The sequence below is a fragment of the Brevibacillus parabrevis genome, assembly GCF_003710905.1.
Lineage (GTDB): Bacteria > Bacillota > Bacilli > Brevibacillales > Brevibacillaceae > Brevibacillus > Brevibacillus parabrevis.
Genome location: NZ_RHHV01000009.1, coordinates 39,720 through 55,596, shown reverse-complemented (window position 1 = coordinate 55,596; position 15,877 = coordinate 39,720). Strand labels below are relative to the sequence as shown.

At 53.4% G+C, this 15,877-nt stretch carries 14 protein-coding genes; 12 read left to right on the top strand and 2 right to left on the bottom strand.

Going from position 1 to position 15,877, the window contains the following annotated elements:
• The first annotated feature begins 29 nt into the window (after window positions 1-29).
• From EDM60_RS11495 to EDM60_RS11475, 5 genes are read left to right on the top strand one after another with little or no spacing between them, the layout of a single operon-like run.
• The gene (locus tag EDM60_RS11495; RefSeq protein ID WP_063231372.1) at window positions 30-1,067 is read left to right on the top strand and encodes a FecCD family ABC transporter permease; all 1,038 of its coding nucleotides are present in this window, start codon (window positions 30-32) and stop codon (window positions 1,065-1,067) included.
• Window positions 1,064-1,870: a heme ABC transporter ATP-binding protein gene (locus EDM60_RS11490; protein ID WP_122964113.1), complete on the top strand. Its 807-nt coding sequence runs from the start codon at window positions 1,064-1,066 to the stop codon at window positions 1,868-1,870. Before EDM60_RS11495 ends, EDM60_RS11490 begins: the two co-directional genes overlap by 4 nt.
• Entirely contained in the window at window positions 1,867-2,877 is a 1,011-nt protein-coding gene (locus EDM60_RS11485; RefSeq protein WP_122964112.1) for a methyltransferase domain-containing protein, read from the top strand. Before EDM60_RS11490 ends, EDM60_RS11485 begins: the two co-directional genes overlap by 4 nt.
• Window positions 2,878-2,935: 58 nt before the next feature.
• A complete protein-coding gene (locus EDM60_RS11480; RefSeq protein WP_122964111.1) occupies window positions 2,936-3,484 on the top strand; it encodes a sigma-70 family RNA polymerase sigma factor in 549 nt (182 codons plus the stop codon).
• Window positions 3,454-4,440, top strand: a complete 987-nt coding sequence (locus EDM60_RS11475; protein WP_122964110.1) for a hypothetical protein — start codon at window positions 3,454-3,456, stop codon at window positions 4,438-4,440. Before EDM60_RS11480 ends, EDM60_RS11475 begins: the two co-directional genes overlap by 31 nt.
• Before the next feature lie 81 nt (window positions 4,441-4,521).
• Here the strand turns inward: EDM60_RS11475 and EDM60_RS11470 are convergent, their stop codons facing one another.
• Together EDM60_RS11470 and EDM60_RS11465 are read right to left on the bottom strand one after the other, a co-directional pair.
• The gene (locus EDM60_RS11470) at window positions 4,522-5,394 is read right to left on the bottom strand and encodes a GNAT family N-acetyltransferase (protein ID WP_122964109.1); all 873 of its coding nucleotides are present in this window, start codon (window positions 5,392-5,394) and stop codon (window positions 4,522-4,524) included.
• A gap of 6 nt (window positions 5,395-5,400) precedes the next feature.
• Window positions 5,401-5,877 (bottom strand): HIT family protein, encoded by a 477-nt coding sequence (locus EDM60_RS11465; protein ID WP_122964108.1) that lies wholly within the window; start codon window positions 5,875-5,877, stop codon window positions 5,401-5,403.
• A 189-nt stretch (window positions 5,878-6,066) separates the two neighbouring features.
• Here EDM60_RS11465 and lepA point away from each other — a divergent pair, with 189 nt between their 5' ends.
• The 7 genes from lepA (at window position 6,067) to prmA (ending at window position 15,865) form a co-directional block, all read left to right on the top strand.
• Window positions 6,067-7,884 carry a translation elongation factor 4 gene (gene lepA, locus EDM60_RS11460; protein ID WP_063231378.1) on the top strand — a complete coding sequence of 606 codons (1,818 nt, stop codon included), beginning with the start codon at window positions 6,067-6,069 and terminating at the stop codon, window positions 7,882-7,884.
• Between the two features lie 833 nt (window positions 7,885-8,717).
• The gene (hemW, locus tag EDM60_RS11455; protein ID WP_122964107.1) at window positions 8,718-9,860 is read left to right on the top strand and encodes a radical SAM family heme chaperone HemW; all 1,143 of its coding nucleotides are present in this window, start codon (window positions 8,718-8,720) and stop codon (window positions 9,858-9,860) included.
• A 197-nt stretch (window positions 9,861-10,057) separates the two neighbouring features.
• Complete coding sequence (gene hrcA, locus EDM60_RS11450) at window positions 10,058-11,083, top strand: heat-inducible transcriptional repressor HrcA (RefSeq protein WP_063231382.1); 1,026 nt, start codon at window positions 10,058-10,060, stop codon at window positions 11,081-11,083.
• Window positions 11,084-11,159: 76 nt separating this feature from the next.
• Window positions 11,160-11,687 carry a nucleotide exchange factor GrpE gene (gene grpE, locus EDM60_RS11445; protein WP_229049944.1) on the top strand — a complete coding sequence of 176 codons (528 nt, stop codon included), beginning with the start codon at window positions 11,160-11,162 and terminating at the stop codon, window positions 11,685-11,687.
• 52 nt (window positions 11,688-11,739) lie between these two features.
• Window positions 11,740-13,569, top strand: coding sequence for a molecular chaperone DnaK (gene dnaK, locus EDM60_RS11440; RefSeq protein WP_122964105.1), 1,830 nt, complete (start codon window positions 11,740-11,742; stop codon window positions 13,567-13,569).
• A gap of 155 nt (window positions 13,570-13,724) precedes the next feature.
• Window positions 13,725-14,852 (top strand): molecular chaperone DnaJ, encoded by a 1,128-nt coding sequence (dnaJ, locus tag EDM60_RS11435; protein ID WP_122964104.1) that lies wholly within the window; start codon window positions 13,725-13,727, stop codon window positions 14,850-14,852.
• A gap of 71 nt (window positions 14,853-14,923) precedes the next feature.
• Window positions 14,924-15,865 (top strand): 50S ribosomal protein L11 methyltransferase, encoded by a 942-nt coding sequence (prmA, locus tag EDM60_RS11430; protein WP_122964103.1) that lies wholly within the window; start codon window positions 14,924-14,926, stop codon window positions 15,863-15,865.
• The last annotated feature ends 12 nt before the right edge of the window (window positions 15,866-15,877 follow it).

Here is a 15,877-nt window from a genome sequence, read left to right as displayed (position 1 = left end):
AGGAGGGAACGGCCCTGCATAAGATCAAGATGCCCTTCATCATCGTTGCCCTGCTGATCGGGTTGCTCGTCTCGATTACGTTTGCGGTAACACTCGGCTCGGTGGAAATCAAACCAGCGACAGTGTGGAAAATTGCCTTATCGAATCTTCCGCTGACCAACCAGTGGATCGAAGTGGATTGGTCAAAAGGAGAGCAGACAATTATCTGGGATATTCGGTTTCCCCGTGTCCTGTTGGGGGCAGTTGTCGGGGCTGGTCTATCTGTTGTGGGGGTTGCGATTCAGTCTCTCGTTCGCAACTCCCTGGCAGATCCGTACATATTAGGCGTTTCCTCGGGAGCATCGGCTGGAGCGACTTTGGTGATTTTGTTCGGAGCATTCAGCATGTACGGACAATTCGCCCTGTCGTTTGGCGCTTTCACAGGGGCGCTTGTCTCGATCCTGCTTATTTTTACTTTGTCGCGAATCGGCGGGCAAAACTCGACCGTGCGCTTGCTCATGGCGGGGATTGCCATTTCTGCGATTTTGTCGGCGATTACCAGTTTGATCATTTTTTCTGCGCCAAACGAACACGGCATCCGCTCGGTGTTGTTCTGGATGAGCGGCAGTCTCGCGGGCGGCAAGTGGGAGTATTTGACCATCCCGACATTGATCGTAGTCATTTGTCTGATCGTGCTGCTGGCGCAGTATCGTTCGTTGAATGCGATGCTGATGGGCGAGGAGTCTGCCGGGACGCTTGGGGTCAACACGGTGCAATTTCGCAAGCTGCTGTTGGTCATTACGGCCCTGCTCACGGGAGTCATCGTCTCGATCAGCGGAGCGATCGGATTTGTCGGTTTGATGATGCCGCATATCGTGCGGGTTATCGTCGGTTCCGATCACCGACGCGTCTTGCCCGTCAGCGCCTTGCTGGGAGCGATTTTTCTGATCTGGGCGGACGTGATTGCCCGGCTTGCTTTTGCCCCGGAGGAACTTCCCATCGGGATCATCACGGCGTTGTGCGGAGGCCCGTTCTTTATTTGGCTGATGCTGCGCAGTTCTTATTCTTTCGGAGGTAGCGGACGATGAATCTGAATGTGGAGAACATTACAGTCGGGCTGGAAAACAAAACGATTTTGCACAACGTCAGTCTGACGGTCCGCTCCGGTGAGTTCGTCGGGCTGATCGGGCCGAATGGCAGCGGGAAGTCGACTTTGCTCAAAAGCATTTATCGCGTGCTGAAGCCGTACAGCGGATTGATTTCGCTCGACGATGACAACGTGTACCAGTTGTCTGCACGGCAAAATGCACAGCGCATGGCGGTGGTTCGTCAGGAAAGCTCGGTCGAATTTGACTTTACGGTCATGGAGATAGTCATGATGGGCCGCTCACCGCATAAGCGGCTGTTTCAAACGGACACGACAGCCGACAGCCGCATTTGTGAGGAGTCGCTGGAACGAGTGGGGATGCAGGCTTACGCCGAGCGCAGCTTTTTTTCCTTGTCCGGCGGGGAAAAGCAGCGCGTCTTGATTGCCAGGGCGCTGGTGCAGCAAGCGGAGTTTCTCGTTCTCGACGAGCCGACCAACCATCTGGATGTCCGGTATCAGCTGCAAGTCATGGATTTGGTCAAAACACTCGGAATTACCGTGTTTTCATCGCTGCACGATCTCAACATCGCCGCGATGTACTGTGATCGGCTGTACGTCATCCGCGACGGTGAGCTGGTCGCTTCCGGCACCCCTGATGAGGTTTTGGAACCCGGCTTGATTCGGGATGTGTTCGGGGTAGAAACGGAAGTAATCACTCATCCGCGCACAGGGAAAAAACACGTCTATTTCTTTTCCGAAGCATTGCGCAACGAGCAATCTCGACAGGAGGTCAAAGCGTTATGAGTGTTTACAGCTGCCAGGTATGCAAATTTCGATATGATGAATGGTTAGGCGATACGAAAAATGGCGTCCCACCGGGGGTGCCTTTTTCACATTTGGCAGGCTCCGTCTGTACGACGTGCGGCATGCAGGGAGAAGGGCGGCATCTACCTCTGCCTGAAGCCAAATACATCGGGCTGGAAGCCACTTACTACGATCAGTTCGCGGGCAAGGCGGGGATCGCCTTTTATCGCAACTGGCTCATGCAGGAAGCGCAGCTCGCTCCCGTGTCTGTGCTGGAGCTTGGGGTAGGCACGGGGCGGATCGCGATTGAGCTGGCGCGGTGTGGGCTGTCCGTCTGCGGCGTGGACAACAGTCCGGACATGCTGGAGATGGCGACGAAAAAGAAACGGCGCATGCTGAAAGACCAGGAGGATTTGCTCGTGCTCGTGGAGCAAGATGTACGCGAATTGCAGCTCGATTCCACCTTCACGCACATACTGCTTCCGGAAGGCATCTTTCAGCAGGCGACCTGTAGAGCGGAGCAGCGACAGTTCCTTGCGGTGATCGGACAGCATTTGACCGCGAACGGGACGGTTGCGATTGACTTGCTGCTTCCGCCCGTCAACAGCAAGTGGTCCGTCATGCAGCGCAAATTCGTTTTCCCTGACCGGATGGTTTACCAAAAGGTGGAGGGAGAAACGCTTTTGGCCGAGCAAAAATTTCGTTACACGCTGACGTACGAGACGTTTTTGGAGCAGATGGAACAGCCGCGCTACAGGGTGGAGCGGGAGCTGGCGCTGTTGTTGCCGGGAGAGCTGCATCTGCTTTTGGAAGCGGCGGGATACGAGATCGTGCAAAGCATGGAAAATGTCGTCTGTCACCACAGCGAGCTGCCAGAACAAACCGAAGAATACGAGGCGGATCGCTGGCAGCACGGGGGCTATCCGTTTGCGGAGCCGCCGGGTGCACCGGGAGCCGCGACGCGCTGGACGATCATTGCCAAAAAAATTTCTGCCCTTTCGCTGTAACAAAATCCGGACGGTTGCATCTAACCAGTAAAGGATTTGTGGGAAGGAGGTCGCGCCCTTGGATAAATTGCAGCCGACTGTCGAAGCTGCTTTTGAACAAATCATGCAAGACTACGGGACGCGGATTCTTCGCCTTGTCACTTTTCTGGTCAAGGATCACAGTTTGGCAGAGGACATTACCCAAGAAGTGTTTGTGAAGGCGTACCAGCATCTTCCGCGTTTTCGCGGGGAGAGCAGCGTTCATACATGGCTATACCGGATCGCCGTCAATGAATGCAAAGGCTATTTGCGGTCGTGGTCATTCCGCCATATCCTCCCTCGCTCCTGGATCAGAAAAGATGGCGAGCTGTCCACCGAAAGCCTCGTGCTGCATCAGGAGCAGCGGAATCAGCTCGTGGCTGAGGTGTTGCAGCTTGCGCCCTTGTATCGTCAGGTGATCGTCCTGCATTACTACGCAGATTTGTCGATCAAAGAGGTAGCTGACGTCCTTCGCATATCCGAAGGGACCGCGAGAACCCGTCTGCACAGGGCGAGGCAACACTTGAAGCAGAGTCTTGGGGAAGGGAGCGAGTGGGAATGGACGACAACCGATGGATCGCAAATTTGAAGGACAGGGCCGATCAAACCGTTTTGCGCGACGTCCACTTTACGGAAGCGATGAAAAACGGCGTGCGCGAGCGGATCAGGCAAAAAGACAGACTGCCGATTGTCTGGAAAAGGTTTGCGCTGCCCGTGGCGGGCTTGCTGCTGGTCGTTTGGCTATGGTCGTCCTTTTCGCTGAGTGGGCCGACTAGCCAAGGGGAGCGCGCAGGGAAGCCTGTGCCTGAACTATTGCCCGGCGGCCAATTGACCTCACCCGACTTGTGGAAGCCGATGCCGCAGCACTCAGCCACTTACCTGGAGCAAACTTTTTCGTACATTGGTGAAAAGCCTGTGCGGGCGATGACCGATCCCAATGAGCTGTACGAAGGGCAGACGCAACGCTTCATCTGGCTGTTGAACGGCAGCGGATTGTCACAGGTAGAGATCGTCGCCTACAGGACGGATGGGAAACGGGTAGAGCTTGGCAGCTACCAGGTGATGGGGCCGCTGCACGACGCGACCGGACATGTTCCAACCGGGATTGCCTTGCCCGATCCGGGCGTGTGGAAGCTGCAAGTTTTGGCTCAGGGAAAACACGTGGGGCAAGTTTTTGTCGAGGTGAAAAAGGGAATATCGCCAGCCAATCGCGATCTGGTGGAACCAATTATCCGCAACTATTTGGAGACAGAAGGCAAGCAGTTGGGCATAATGGCGGCGGACAGGCAAGTTACGCTGGAACTGCTCGGCGTGGATGCGCCGGATGCAGAGCGCCGGACAGTCTACGCCTGGGTGAACGTGTTGAGCAAAAATCCGCTGCACTCTTCTGGCGTCAGTGCCCCGATGGTTTTTCACATCGTTTACGACGGGCAAAAGTACCGTGTGCAAAATATGCAGATGCCTGAGGACGGTAACCGATACATGAGCAGCTTGCAAAAGCTTTTTCCGCCAAAAGTGCTGGAACAGCTTGAGAACAACCGGTAAGCCGATGTCTTTTCTTGCAAAGAAGCGGACCATGCCCGAACAGGAGCAGGTCCGCTTTTTCGATGGCACGCGCGAAGACGGCTAGCCGTAAATTTGCGCCCCGATGGCGAAGTAGCTGCCGTTGCGCTGGGGCAAGCTTTTGGCATTTGCGACCATGACAGGTGGCCGCGACGCCTTTTGAAAACCGTTTTGCTCCAAAAAGGCCAGGAATGCTTCCGGTCCATCCGGTACGTCGATTCGCACCTGTCCGTCGTGGTTTTGGATCAGTGCACAGAGCAGCTGGATTGCCATGTCCGCGTCCCGGGCGACAATCGGCCCGGCGATCAAGTTGATCGGGCCTTGGACAGCAAAGCCGTAGCCGACAACGGTGCCATTAGCATCTTTGGCAACCAGACAACGAGCCGCCTGGGCTTTGCGCATTTGCACAAAAAGCGAGCGGCGGCTGCCAAGCGCTCCCTGATCGAGTTCAACCACGCGTTCCAAATCCGTCTCTTCCTCTTCCATAGAAGCGATGTGATAAGGCACGGCTTTTGCGGCAGGGGGGACGACAGGTGTATCGCCACGGCGCAAAAACTTGTGGATGTGGGTAGCTGTCACAAAACCGAGTCGCTGGTAGAGCGGTTCTCCATCGGGCGTGGCGATCAGCATGATGGCCGTATCGCCGGAAACAGCCTTCATACAGGCTTCCATCAGGTCGCGCCCGTACCCTAGCCCGCGGCATGAGGAGTGGACGATAACCATGCCGATCGTAGCCAGCCCTTCTTCATATTCAATAATGGCCGCAGAAGAAACGATCCTGTCACTGTCATCTTTGTGTCCGAATACCGTACCAATAGACAGAATCGTGCGAATTTCCGCTTCATCATAGTCCCAGCCTACTGAGTCAGAGAGGGCGATCAGATCGGGAATGTCAGCGGCAGACAAAGTATGCAGGCGATGGGTCGTGCTTTTCACGTGGGATCAGTCTCCGTTTCGTTCAGGAAGCTCCGTCTGCTTCCCGTTTTTAACCGCTTCCGCTAACAGTGTACGTGTTTGGGCCAGACGCGTTCCGGCTCCATGCTCCTGCCGCGGCTCGCTCCAGGCGAAACCGTCGTCGGGAAAGCGCGGGATGACGTGCAGATGAAAGTGGGTCAGATCGTTAAAAGCGCCGCCATTTTGACAGAGCGTAATTCCGGCAGGCTTGTACACACTTGCAATGGTTTGAGACATGAGGGTCGCCGCTTCCGTCACTTTTTGCATGGTCACTGCATCCAAATCTGTCCATTCAACGAGATGCCGCTTGGGCAAAATCAGCATGTGGCCCTCGGAAAAAGGATCGATATCCAAGAGGCAGGTCACCCAATCGTTCTCATAGACGACATGGGCAGGCTCTGCGGATAAGGCCAGTCGGCAGCCAAGGCAATCGAAACGCTCCGCTTGTTGAAGCTCTGTTCGCATGCCAGTCTCCTTTTTTTAAGACCACTTTATCATAAAGAAAGTTTTGGCGGGAGCAAAAAACGTGGCAAGTGCCGTATTCTCTTTGGTTGCTCTTTGTATCAAGCGTTTGTTATAATTACCGTTAGTGTATTTTTGCGAGGCGCAATCTGTACGTTTGAATGGATTCGCGTGGGAGGGAACGAACAACACATGGATCGCCGTGAAAGACAAAAGAGGATTCGAAATTTTTCCATCATCGCCCACATTGACCATGGAAAGTCGACGCTGGCAGACCGGATTTTGGAGCTGACAGGAGCGCTTACCGCACGTGAGATGGAAGCCCAGTTTCTGGATACGATGGAGCTGGAAAAAGAGCGCGGGATTACAATCAAGCTGAATGCCGTGCGTTTGAACTATAAAGCAGATGACGGAGAGGACTACATTCTCCACCTGATCGACACACCTGGACACGTAGACTTTACGTACGAAGTATCCCGCAGTTTGGCGGCCTGTGAAGGAGCCATTCTCGTCGTGGACGCCGCCCAGGGGATCGAAGCCCAGACGCTTGCCAACGTCTATTTGGCGCTGGACAGCAATCTGGAGATCATTCCGGTTATCAACAAAATCGACTTGCCGAGCGCAGAGCCTGAGCGCGTGAAGCAAGAGGTGGAGGACGTGATCGGGCTGGATGCCAGTGAAGCGGTACTCACCTCTGCCAAAGCCGGAATCGGGATCAAAGAAGTGCTGGAAGCGGTCGTGCAAAAAGTTCCGGCTCCAGAAGGAGATCCGGATGCGCCGCTGCAAGCCTTGATTTTCGACTCGTACTTTGATGCGTACCGCGGCGTTATCGCTTCGATTCGCGTCATCAACGGTACGCTGAAAAAAGGCATGAAGATCAAAATGATGGCGACAGGCAAGTCCTTCGAGGTAACGGAAATCGGGACGTCCACGCCGCGCCAGACCCAAGTGGAAGAATTGACAGTCGGAGACGTAGGATACGTAGCCGCTTCGATCAAAACAGTAGGCGACACAAGCGTCGGGGATACGATCACAGATGCTGCCCGTCCTGCTGCTGAACCGTTGCCGGGCTACCGCAAGATCAACCCGATGGTTTTCTGCGGTCTGTACCCGATCGAGACAAACGAGTACAACGATCTGCGCGAAGCACTCGAAAAGCTCCAGTTGAACGACGCATCGCTGCAATTCGAGCCGGAGACATCGCAAGCGCTCGGCTTCGGGTTCCGTTGCGGCTTCCTGGGCCTTCTGCACATGGAGATCATCCAGGAGCGCATCGAGCGCGAATTTAACATCAACCTGATCACGACTGCACCGAGCGTAATTTACCGCATCACGCGGACGAATGGCGAAGTGTTCGAGATCGACAACCCGTCCAAAATGCCGGAAGCGCAAAAGATCGAAATGATCGAGGAGCCTTACGTGCTGGCGACGATTATGGTGCCAAAAGAATACGTCGGGGACGTTATGCAGCTTTGCCAAGGCAAGCGCGGGGAGTTTCTCGACATGCAGTACATGGGCGAAAATCGCGTGCAACTGAAATACGACATGCCGCTCTCCGAGATCGTCTACGACTTTTTCGACATGCTGAAGTCGGGTACGCGCGGATATGCGTCCTTCGACTACGAGCTGGCAGGCTACAAGCCGTCCAAGCTCGTGAAGATGGACATTCTCCTGAACAGCGAGATGGTCGACGCCCTGTCGTTTATCGTGCACAAAGATACCGCTTATGCGCGCGGAAAAGTCATTTGTGAAAAGCTAAAGGAACTGATTCCGCGTCAGCAGTTCGAGGTGCCGATTCAGGCGACAATCGGGCACAAGGTCGTTGCCCGCGAGACGATCAGCGCGCTGCGCAAAAACGTTCTTGCCAAATGTTACGGCGGGGACATCTCGCGGAAACGCAAGCTGCTCGAAAAGCAAAAAGAAGGAAAGAAGCGCATGAAGTCCGTCGGTTCCGTGGAAGTTCCACAAGAAGCGTTTATGGCTGTATTGCGCATGGATGAGAAGAAGTAAGAGCTTGAGCGAATGAAGCAAAGATGTTCGCAGCATCTTTGGTCATGCTCTCGATAAAAGGTGGACATAGCGACCTTCTGTGATGGTTGCTATGTCCCTTTTTTTAGTAACCCGCTTGTGCCAGTTCACTTTACAGCAAACTTTTGCATGAAAACATACAAAAAAGCCGCCCGGGTGAGCGACTTGATTGTTTGCGCTTCGCTTGACTAGCGTGGATCATAGCAAAAGTGGGTAGGGCATCCGTAATTGCCTGCAAAAGCACTCGTAGACAGAGACAGAACGATAAACAGAGCAAAGCCAATCGCGATCACTTTTTTCATAGCATCCACCTCCTTGCTTGAGGTATTTATGTAAAAATTATAACTTATTTCTAATTTCTGTAAATATCAATCGGACTGTTTCTAGCATTCATCCGTGGAAAGAGGAAATCCAAGGGGAGAGCAGGCTGTGGAAAAGCCCCAGACAATCATCCGTGGCTTTTTACTATTGGATGGCTGCCTTCTTAATAAGAGAATAAGAGAATAAGAGATTCGTTACCCGCCGTGTACCTGCGCTCTTGAGGGACACACAACACGTTTGACTAGAGTCGAAAAAATACATTATGATAATTTAGCCCTTACAAATGCTTGCAAGACCAACAGTCCAAGGCGAAACATCGTTTCAAACAACAACTGGATACGTTAGGTCTGCAAGAAACGTTTATGTCTGCACCACGCATGGATGATAAAAAGTAGGCCTGACCTCGTGTCAGGTCTTTTCCATTCGCCCGCTGGAACGGAGCGTAACGAAGACAGGCATTCGCCTGTATTTTGAACAAAAGGAGGGGAAGAGATATGACGCCGCAATCGGTTTACATCCACATTCCCTTTTGTACGAATAAATGCTATTACTGCGATTTCAACTCGTTCGTGACAAACAACCCGCAATTGATCTGGGATTACCTGGACGCTTTGGATAAAGAAATGGAGCTGACGTTTCGCGAGCGACCTGTGCAGGAGGTCAAAACGATCTTTGTCGGCGGCGGCACCCCTACGTTCCTCGATCATGCCCAAATGCGAGCGTTTTTGCAGATGGTCCAAAATCACCTGGGCAAGCATTGGGCAGCGGATATCGAGTTTTCCATGGAAGCGAATCCCGGTACGACAGATAGCGAAAAGCTGCGCATCATGCATGAGCTTGGCGTCAACAGGCTGAGCTTCGGCGTGCAGTCGTTTGACAACGCGCTTTTGAAACGGCTGGGACGGATTCACGACCGCGACGATGTGTACCGCAGCATCGAGAATGCGAAAGCAGCAGGATTCGCTAACATCAGCATCGACTTGATGTTCGGCTTGCCGGATCAAACGATGGAGATTTTCCGCCAGACGCTGGAGAAAGCGTTCGAGCTGGGCACGAAGCACTTTTCCGCATACAGTCTCAAGGTCGAGGAAAATACGCTATTTCACACGCTCTATCAAAAGGATCAGCTTCCGCTCCCGTCCGAGGAGGCAGAGCTTGCGATGTACATGGTGCTGATTGAAGAGATGGAACGCCGCGGCTATCAGCAGTACGAGATCAGCAATTTCGCCAAGCCGGGCTTTGAGAGCAAACATAATAAAACGTATTGGCTCAATCGTGAATACTATGGTTTGGGTGCAGGCGCCCACGGCTACGTTTGCGGCGAGAGGCATGTCAACGCCGGACCGCTTGCGATCTATTTGCAAAAATGCAAAGAAGGTTTGCCGCGGGTGGAACAGTTTGCCGTTCCGCAGGAAGATGCGATGGAAGAACAGATGATTTTGGGGCTGCGCCTGCGGGAAGGAGTCGATCTCGCCCAGTTCGCATCGCGTTTTGGCGTATCTGCGCACGAAGTTTTTGAGACGATAATAAAAGAAGAGATTGCCAAAGGCATGCTGGAAGAGCAAAACGGCTGTCTCAAGCTGACCAAGCGGGGGCTTCCGCTCGGAAATGAGGTATTTGCCCGTTTTCTCCGCTAACAAGCGGGAGCAGTTGGCGAAATATGTGAGATTTTGACGGCGGATATCGTGGAAGTCCGTTGACAAATCCTTCTTCTATTGATACCTTAGTAAATAGATTTAGCACTCGTTAGGTATGAGTGCTAACAAAACCGCTCCGACATTGCGGGCGATACCTTTTTTCACTTTTATGCTCAACGGGGAGGCGAGCGACATCCATGTTATCTGACCGTCAACAACTGATTTTGAATGCGATTGTCGATAATTACATTCATTCTGCCGAACCGGTTGGTTCCCGAACCATTTCCAAACGCGAGGACATCGGATTTTCTTCGGCAACCATCCGTAACGAGATGTCCGATCTGGAAGAGTTGGGATACTTGGAGCAGCCTCATACGTCGGCCGGGCGAGTTCCTTCTACAAAAGGGTACCGTTTTTACGTCGACAACCTGATTCAGCCGCAGCTCTTGAACGAGGCCGAATTGGGCAAACTGAAGCAGTTGTTTGCCGAGCGTATTCTGCACTCCGAACAGGTCGTGGAATACACCGCTCAAATTCTTTCCCAGTTGACGAATTACACGGCAATTGTCCTGGGACCGGAAATTTTTGAGCATCGGTTAAAACATATTCAAATCGTTCCTCTGAACGAGACACAGGCGGTGGCGATTGTCGTCACCCATACCGGACGAGTAGAGAACAAGCTGATCGACCTTCCCGAAGGCATCGGCGCAAGCGAAATCGAGCGCCTTGTCAACTTGTTGAATGCCAAACTGACCGACGTGCCGCTGTGGCAACTGAGACAGCGGGTCTATCAGGAAATATCGGGCGAGATGCGCCGCTATGCGGAGCAGTACGAAGAGATGCTGAAAGTTCTCGACAAGTCGCTGACACAAGAAGAGGAACGTGTATACTTACGCGGTGCCACCAAAATCATGAACCAGCCGGAATTCCGCGACGTCGACAAGGTCAAGGATATTTTGGAACTGCTGGAGCAAAACGATCAACTGCTGCATTTGATCGGGATGCCGGGAGATGGACTGACGGTGCGCATCGGCCAGGAAAACCAGCTGGACGCGATCAAGCAATGCAGTATTATTACGACATCCTACTCGCTTGGAGGCAAGCCCGTAGGAATGGTGGGAATACTTGGCCCGACGCGAATGGAATACGGAAAAGTCATTACCGTACTCAATTATTTGGCAGAAGGCTTATCGCGGATGCTGACTTCGCAGTTTGAGAAATAAATGGAGGAAGGCTCCCTGACGAGAAGGCAAGTCAGGCAAGAGCCCCCAGGAGGTATCGACGTTGAGCGAGGAAAAAATGACCAAAGACCCGGCTGCGGAAGACGAGCAAGTAAATGAGGCAGTCGACGCGCAAGACGCGGGCGAAGTGAACTGGGAGCAGGAAGCTGCCCAGTGGAAGGCGCAGGCAGAGGAGCATCAAAACCGCATGCTGCGGGCCATGGCTGACATGGATAACCTCAGACGCCGTGTGCGCAAGGAGCAGGAAGACCTGGCGAAGTACGCTTCCCTGAAAATCGTGGAAGAGCTTTTGCCGGTACTCGACAACTTCGAGCGGGCATTGGCTGCTGACAAGGAATCGATGACGGTCGAGTCGCTTTTGACAGGCGTCAACATGGTGTACCGCCAGATGGTGCAAGTTTTCGAAAAAGAAGGCTTGACTCCGATCGAGGCAAAAGGCGCTCCGTTCGATCCGCATGTACACCAGGCTGTCATGCAGACGCAAGACCCTGAATTTGATTCGGGTGTCGTCGTAGCAGAATTGCAAAAAGGATATATGTTCAAAGACCGCGTCGTTCGTCCGGCGATGGTGCAAGTGAACGAATAAATCGAGATTCCATCATTCATTCAGATGAGAAAGTGTTAGGAGGACATATTGTATGAGTCGCGTAATCGGTATTGACCTTGGAACAACCAACTCTTGCGTAGCAGTAATGGAAGGCGGCGAGCCAGTCGTTATTGCCAACGCAGAAGGAAACCGCACCACTCCTTCCGTCGTCGCTTTCAAAAACGGCGAGCGCATCGTAGGGGAAGCGGCAAAACGTCAGGCGATCACCAACCCTGACAACACGGTTATCTCCATCAAGCGTCACATGGGTACTTCCCACAAGGAAACACTGGAAGGAAATCCATACACACCTGAGCAAATCTCTGCCATGATCCTGCAAAAGCTGAAAGCAGATGCAGAAGCTTACCTGGGCCAGCCAGTAACACAAGCTGTTATTACCGTTCCAGCTTACTTCAATGACTCCCAACGCCAAGCGACAAAAGACGCTGGTAAAATCGCGGGTCTGGAAGTTTTGCGTATCGTGAACGAACCAACCGCAGCAGCACTTGCATACGGTATGGAAAAGACAGAAGATCAAACCGTTCTCGTATTCGACCTTGGCGGCGGTACGTTTGACGTCTCCATCCTGGAGCTTTCCGACGGTTTCTTCGAAGTAAAAGCGACTTCCGGCGACAACAAGCTCGGTGGAGACGACTTCGACGATGTGATCATGAACTACCTCGTGAGCGAGTTCAAAAAAGAGCACGGCATTGACCTGTCCAAAGACCGCATGGCGCAGCAACGTTTGAAAGACGCGGCTGAAAAAGCGAAAAAAGACCTCTCCGGCGTACTGACTACGACTATCTCGCTGCCGTTTATCACAGCAGATGCTTCCGGTCCAAAACACTTGGAGATGAACCTGACTCGCGCCAAATTCGAAGAGCTTTCCGCTGAACTGGTTGAGCGCACGATGGGCCCAACTCGCCAAGCGCTGAAAGACGCAGGCTTGACTCCTAGCGAAATCGACCGCGTAATCCTCGTGGGTGGTTCCACACGGATTCCGGCTGTACAAGAAGCAATCAAGAAATTTACTGGAAAAGAGCCGCACAAAGGCGTGAATCCAGACGAAGTAGTAGCACTGGGCGCTGCCGTGCAAGCAGGGGTACTGACTGGTGACGTGAAAGACGTCGTACTGCTCGACGTTACTCCGCTGTCGCTCGGTATCGAAACATTGGGCGGCGTGTTCACCAAGCTGATCGACCGCAACACGACAATCCCGACCAGCAAATCCCAAGTGTTCTCTACAGCTGCTGACAACCAGACTTCTGTAGAAATCCACGTTCTCCAGGGCGAACGCCAAATGGCGGGCGACAACAAAACATTGGGCCGCTTCACGCTGTCCGACATTCCGCCAGCGCCGCGCGGTATCCCGCAAATCGAAGTTTCCTTCGACATCGACGCCAACGGTATCGTGAACGTGCGTGCAAAAGACCTGGGTACAGGAAAAGAGCAACGCATCACCATCACGTCCAACTCCGGTTTGTCTGACGATGAAATCGACCGCATGGTAAAAGAAGCCGAGCTGAATGCGGAAGAAGACAAAAAGCGCAAAGAGCAAGTAGAAATCCGCAACGAAGCAGACCAACTCGTGTTCACTACCGAGAAAACACTGAAAGAAGTGGAAGGCAAGGTAGACCAAGCGGAAATCGATCGCGCCAACGCTGCGAAAGACAAAGTGAAAAAAGCGCTGGAAGGCGGCAACATCGAGGAAATCAAAGCGGCAAAAGACGAACTGTCCGAGATCATCCAACAAATTTCCGTGAAGCTCTATGAGCAAGCTGCACAAGCGCAGCAAAATGCTGGGGGCGCAGCAGAAGGCCAAGAACCGAAGAAGGACAATGTCGTTGATGCTGACTATGAAGTGGTAGACGATAAAAAGTAATCACGACGAAAGCATCAGGGGAGAGCTTTTCTCCCCTCGCTCTTTCGCGATGTGACCCCATGAAAGTCAAAGTCACGCAAAAGCTGACTTTGACTTTTTTTCAGGTCTGTCACATGCTATGATAACAGTTGACTGTCATGGGAGTGATTTAGGAGATGAAACGCGATTACTACGAGGTTCTGGGAGTAGCCAAGGAAGCCGACGCGGACGAAATCAAGAAAGCGTACCGGAAGCTTGCTCGCCAGTACCATCCGGATGTAAATAAAGACGCTGATGCGGAAGAAAAGTTCAAGGAAGTCAAGGAAGCTTACGATGTCCTGTCTGAGCCGCAAAAGCGCGCGCAATACGACCGTTTCGGTCATCAGGACCCGAATCAGGGCTTTGGCGGCGGCGGTTTTGATACGTCGGGCATGGGCGGCTTCGGAGACATTTTTGACATGTTCTTCGGTGGTGGCGGCAGACGCGCGAATCCGAACGCGCCGCGCAAAGGGGCCGATCTGCAATTTGGCCTGAGCATCGATTTTATCGACGCGATTTTCGGAAAAGAAACCGACGTGGAAATCCCGAAAGAGGCAGAGTGCGATACGTGCCTCGGCTCTGGTGCCAAGCCGGGAACAGGCGTCGAAACGTGCAAAACTTGTAGCGGTACCGGTCAGCAGGAAGTGGCAGCCAACACGCCGTTCGGACGAATCGTCAACCGACGGGTCTGCTCCACTTGCGAAGGCAAAGGGAAAGTGTTCAAGGAAAAATGCTCCTCGTGCCGAGGCAGCGGACGTGTCAAGGTACGCCGCAAAATTCACCTCAACATCCCGGCTGGTGTGGATGACGGTGCGCAATTGCGCGTCTCCGGCGAAGGCGAGCCAGGTGCCAACGGCGGACCAGCAGGCGATCTGTACGTTGTGTTGCGCGTGAAAAGCCACGAGTTTTTCGAGCGCGAAGGCAACGACATTTACTGTGAAGTACCGCTTACGTATGCACAGGCGGCGCTCGGCGATGAAATCGAGGTTCCGACGGTCGATGGCCGCGTGAAGCTGAAGATTCCGGCAGGCACACAGACCGAGACGTTTTTCCGCTTGCGTGGAAAAGGCGTGCCGCACTTGCGCGGCAACGGTCGCGGCGATCAGCATGTAAAAGTGCGCGTCATTACGCCGACGAAGCTGAGCGACAAGCAAAAAGAGCTGCTGCGCGAGCTGGCAGAGCTGTCTGGCGAGAAGCCGGGCCAGCACGGAACGGAAGACGAAGGCTTTTTTGAAAAAATGAAACGGGCATTCCGCGGCGAGTAATCGGTCGCGGTTTTGTCCGCTTGCAGGTTGACAAGTCCATCAGGAAAGCAAAAGTGGGGAGTGGTAGATTCGTGAAATGGTCAGAAATCAGTATCCATACAACAGCGGAGGCTACGGAGGCGGTGTCCAGCCTTCTCTATGAAATGGGTGCCAACGGCGTCGTCATCGAAGACCCGGAGGTGCTCTATCGCGAGTGGGATACCCCCTTTGGCGAAATCTACCAGCTCTCTCCTGACGATTTTCCGGCCGAGGGCGTATTCGTCAAAGCGTACCTGCCCGTTGACAGCAGCGAGCTGATCGATGTCGTAGAAGAATTGAAAGAACAGCTGGCGCAGTTGACCGAGTACGGTCTGGACATCGGCAAGGCTGCGATTGCCGTAAACGATGTTCACGAAGACGAATGGGCCCACGCCTGGAAAAAGTATTACAAGCCGGTTCACGTCTCCGACAACATGACGATCAAGCCGGTTTGGGAAGAGTACGAGCCGCGTCATCCGGGAGAGATCATCATCGAGATGGACCCGGGAATGGCTTTTGGCACGGGAACGCATCCGACCACGATTCTCTGTCTGCGCGCGCTGGAGAAGCATTTGGCCAAAGGCGATCGCGTGTACGATGTGGGAACAGGCACGGCGATTTTGAGCATTGCCGCCATCAAGCTGGGCGCAAAAGAAGTGCTCGCGATGGATTTGGACGAGGTGGCAGTCCGCTCCGCACAGGCGAACACCGAGCTGAACGGCGTGCATGAGCATATCGTCGTCAGACAAAACAACTTGCTGGATGGCATCGAGGAGCAAGTCGAAGTGATCGTCGCCAATATTTTGGCGGAAGTCATTTTGCGCTTTACAGACGATGTGTTCCGCTTGCTTCTGCCAGGCGGCACCTTCATCGCATCCGGCATTATTGCGGCGCGGGAAGCGGATGTGAAAGCCGCTCTGGTCGCTTCCGGGCTTGAGATCGTGGAAACGATTTTCATCGATGACTGGGTAGCAATTACCGCAAAAAAACGATAGAATAGTGAGGTT

Bases quoted from the DNA above. Each gene is read 5' to 3' on its own strand.
- EDM60_RS11495 (WP_063231372.1), top strand. From the start codon at position 30: ATGCCCTTCATCATCGTTGCCCTGCTGATCGGGTTGCTCGTCTCGATT.
- EDM60_RS11490 (WP_122964113.1), top strand. From the start codon at position 1,064: ATGAATCTGAATGTGGAGAACATTACAGTCGGGCTGGAAAACAAAACG.
- EDM60_RS11485 (WP_122964112.1), top strand. From the start codon at position 1,867: ATGAGTGTTTACAGCTGCCAGGTATGCAAATTTCGATATGATGAATGG.
- EDM60_RS11475 (WP_122964110.1), top strand. From the start codon at position 3,454: ATGGACGACAACCGATGGATCGCAAATTTGAAGGACAGGGCCGATCAA.
- EDM60_RS11465 (WP_122964108.1), bottom strand. From the start codon at position 5,877: ATGCGAACAGAGCTTCAACAAGCGGAGCGTTTCGATTGCCTTGGCTGC.
- lepA (WP_063231378.1), top strand. From the start codon at position 6,067: ATGGATCGCCGTGAAAGACAAAAGAGGATTCGAAATTTTTCCATCATC.
- hemW (WP_122964107.1), top strand. From the start codon at position 8,718: ATGACGCCGCAATCGGTTTACATCCACATTCCCTTTTGTACGAATAAA.
- hrcA (WP_063231382.1), top strand. From the start codon at position 10,058: ATGTTATCTGACCGTCAACAACTGATTTTGAATGCGATTGTCGATAAT.
- grpE (WP_229049944.1), top strand. From the start codon at position 11,160: ATGACCAAAGACCCGGCTGCGGAAGACGAGCAAGTAAATGAGGCAGTC.
- dnaK (WP_122964105.1), top strand. From the start codon at position 11,740: ATGAGTCGCGTAATCGGTATTGACCTTGGAACAACCAACTCTTGCGTA.
- dnaJ (WP_122964104.1), top strand. From the start codon at position 13,725: ATGAAACGCGATTACTACGAGGTTCTGGGAGTAGCCAAGGAAGCCGAC.